The 3,409-nt window shown below is 74.0% G+C and carries 3 protein-coding genes; 2 read left to right on the top strand and 1 reads right to left on the bottom strand.

Translation table 11 applies throughout. The features are described from left to right. Positions 1-787 (bottom strand): class I SAM-dependent methyltransferase (locus tag AC5LUJ_RS23935; RefSeq protein WP_493465840.1); only part of this gene is annotated, 787 nt, incomplete at its 3' end. Positions 788-1,145: 358 nt separating this feature from the next. Here AC5LUJ_RS23935 and AC5LUJ_RS23940 point away from each other — a divergent pair. Together AC5LUJ_RS23940 and AC5LUJ_RS23945 are read left to right on the top strand one after the other, a co-directional pair. Then, entirely contained in the window at positions 1,146-2,360 is a 1,215-nt protein-coding gene (locus AC5LUJ_RS23940; RefSeq protein ID WP_250291167.1) for a CBS domain-containing protein, read from the top strand. A 107-nt stretch (positions 2,361-2,467) separates the two neighbouring features. Then, positions 2,468-3,382, top strand: coding sequence for a PfkB family carbohydrate kinase (locus AC5LUJ_RS23945; protein WP_250291169.1), 915 nt, complete (start codon positions 2,468-2,470; stop codon positions 3,380-3,382). Positions 3,383-3,409 lie beyond the last annotated feature (27 nt).

Genomic DNA, 3,409 nt, shown 5'->3' on the forward strand with positions numbered 1-3,409 from the left:
GGTCCGGATGGTTGCCTCGCACGGCGCGGACGGTCAGCCGTACGTAGTCGACGACGGGCTCGGGCAGGCGCTCGGCGACCGCCCGGGTGAACGCGGCCCGTTCGTCGAGCGGCAGCCGGTCGAGATGAGAGCCGAGGACGACCGTTTCCAGGTAGCGCAGCAGCAGGTCGTCGTCGGGGAAGACCGCCGGGTCCGCCACCAGCGCCACCTCGGCGTCGACGAAGCCGGCGGCCCGCAGCCGGGCCCGCGTCCCGGCGACGTCGGCGAAGTTCCACACGTCCGGCACGTCGTCGACCAGGCTGTCGATGGCGCGGCTGACGTTCGCGATGTTCCCGTGCCCACCGCATTCGAAGACGAGCTGGCCGCCGGGGGCCAGCACGGCCGCGAGGTTGCCGAACAGCGTGCCATGGTCGGGTATCCAGTGGAAGGCGGCCACGCTGAAGACCGCGTCGACCAGGGTGGCCTGCCCGGCCTGCCCCGCCTGCCCGGTCGGGCCGGGCAGGTGCAGCGGCCGGGCCAGGTCCGCGTGGACGATCTCCAGGCGGTCGGTGCGGCCGTCCAGCCGGGCTCGCAGCCGGTCGAGCATGGCGGCGGAGCCGTCCACGGCGATCACCCGCCCGTGGGGCAGCCGGTCGAGCAGGGCGGCGGTGTCACGGCCGGTGCCGCAGCCGGCGTCGAGGACTGTCTCGCCGCCGGCCAGCGCCAGGCGGGAGAGGGTGCGCAGGCCCCACTGCTCGTGGGGCAGCGGCAGGGAGTCGTAGCCACGGGCGTCCCATTCGCGAGGCATGTACCGAGCCTATATCGCGGCAGGTGATGGTTCGATAGCAGGGTGAGACATTGCTCGCCGCCGGGAGGAGCGTCTCGGGGCTGCGCGCTCCGATGCGGATCCCGTGCTGGTCGGTACCGCCGCGGGGACGACGAAACCGGCGGGACGGCAGGGCCGGCTGCGGGCGGGGGCGGCTGCGGTAACGAGATTTTAAACAACAATCGTGGTGTCCGGCCGTGTGCATGCGCCCGGGGCCGGGAAGCCTGGAAGGAGACGAATCCGGTGATGCGATCTTTCCCACGGCATACGTCCTGCCCGGAAAGGGGAGCGAACGGATATGACCGCTGACCACGCGCCGAGGGGAACGGTTCACACACCGGTGTCGGCACGCCCCGGGGCCGCCGTCGCCATCGCCTTGCTGACCTTCCTGCTGTCCGCCTTCATACTCCCGGCCGCGGTGCCGGGCCGCCCGACCGCCGCCTACCTGTCCGCCGGGCTTATCGGTGCCGGGGTGGTGTTCGGTGTGCTGCTCGCCGCCGACTTCGCCCGGGCCGCGGCCGCGCGCCGGGCCGGTGTCGAGGTCAGCGGGATCAGGGTCGGTGCGTTCGGCAGCCGGCTGACCACCGTGACGAAGATCACAGAACCTGTGGCCGCCGCCCGCGTCGCCCGCGCCGGCCTGTTCGTCGGCGGGCTCGGAGGAGGCGTGCTCGTCGTGCTCGGCTGGCTTGCTCCCAGCGGCGCCGCGGCGCTCGCCGGCAGCGTCGGGCTGTGGGCGGGCGGCCTGCTGCTGTTGCTCACCGCCTCGGAGCTGCTGCCCACGCCACGCACCGGCGGGGGGCGGCTGCTCGCGTCCGCGGTGTACCGCCGGACGGGCAGCCGGGAACGCGCCGACGCCGCCGTGGCCCGGGCCGCGGTGGCCGTCGGCTGGGCTCTGATCGCGTCGGGCCTGGCCGTGACATTCCTGGCCAGCCCGGCGGGGCTGTGGGTGGTGCTGCTGGGCTGGATCGCGCTTGGCGCCGGCCGGCTCGAGCAGTCCCGGTTGCGCACGAACCGGCTGCTGGCCGGGGTCCGGGTCGGCGAGGTGATGGGGCCCGCCCCCGAGAGTGTGGCCGGTTGGCGTACGGTCGCCGCCGCCGTGGAGGATGTGGTGGCGCCGGCCGTGGCCGCCTCGGGGCGGACGGTGTTCACCGTCGTGGACTTCGACGGCGCGCTCGCCGGGGTCGTGTTCCTGCGTGACCTTGACGCGGTCCCGCTGGACGACCGGGGGCTGACCAGGGTCAGCAAGGTGAGCGTGCCGATGACCACGGTGTGCCTGACCACAGCGGACGAGCTGCTCACCGACCTGCTTCCGCGGCTGGCCGGGCGGCCGGGCGCGGGCCTCGCGCTGGTGGTCGACGACATCGGCGCTGCCAGGCCACAGCCGGTCGGCGTCGTCGGCCACATGGAGATCACGAAGACGTTGGCGGTCGCGTCGTTGCGGGCCGCCGTGGCCGGCGCCTCTGGCGCGTCCGGCGCCGCCGGCGGGCCCGGGGCCGGCGGGCCCGGGGCGGCGGCCGGTACGACGGTGCCGGGCGCCGCGCGGCCGTCCGACTGAGCAGCTCCCCTGAGCGGCGGCCGCTGCCCGGCCGGGGCCGGTCGGATGGCATGCTGGCATGCGTATCCGCCGGAGTGCCCGGGAGGGACACGAGTACTGTTGCCGCCATGACGATCAGGACCGCTGAGGCGTTGGCCGGCCGTACGCCTGTCGACTACCTGGCGGTGGGGAACCCGACACTTGACGTCCTGCCCGACTCGTCCTTCGCCATCGGCGGGAGCATGGTCTACGCCGTGGTGCAGGCGGCGCGGCTGGGGCTGTGCGCCGTCGGTGTCGGGCGCGGCCGCGACGTGGAACTGGCACCGGTGTGGACGCCGTTCGAGGCGGAGGCGTTCCTCTACATCCAGCCGGCGCCGGAGACGACCCGGTTCCGCAACGACAACACCGGCGGTGCCGGCAGCCTGCGTACCCAGTGGCTGGAGGCGTCCGCGGGTGCCGTCTCGGGGCTCGACCGGCTCCCGGAGAGCAGGGTGCTGCATCTGGCGCCCGTCGCGCGGGAGATCGTCCTCGACGATGTTGTCCGGCGCAGCGCGCGGGGGCTGGTCGGGCTCACTCCGCAGGGCCTGATCCGTTCCTGGGACGCCAGCCGGCTCGTCCGTCATCACATGCTGCACATCGACGGCGCGACCGCGAAGAACATCGACGCGGTGGTGTTCGCCGACTACGAGGCCGCCTATCTGGCCGGTGTGGCCGAGGCGGTGCGCCGCGCCGGTGGGGTCGTCGTGGTCACCAAGGGCCCTCGAGGGGCGGAGGTCCTGCTCGCGAACGGGACGCAGGAGTTCGCCGCCATCGCGGCCGACCGTCTCGTCGATGACACCGGTGCCGGGGATGTCTTCGCCGCGTCGCTGTTCATCGCGCTGGACGCCGGGAGCACGGTCAGCGACGCGGTCCGGTTCGCCGCCGCGGCCGCCACGCTGAGTATCAGTGGGATCGGCCCGGGGTCGATCGCGACCCGGGACGCCGTCGCGAAGCTGGCCGGCCAGGACACCGCGCCCCACCGCAGCGCCGCCGGGCTGTTCTGAGGCACCCGGTTCTCGACCCCACCCGAC

The sequence above is a fragment of the Protofrankia sp. CiP1_Cm_nod3 genome (assembly GCF_982290655.1).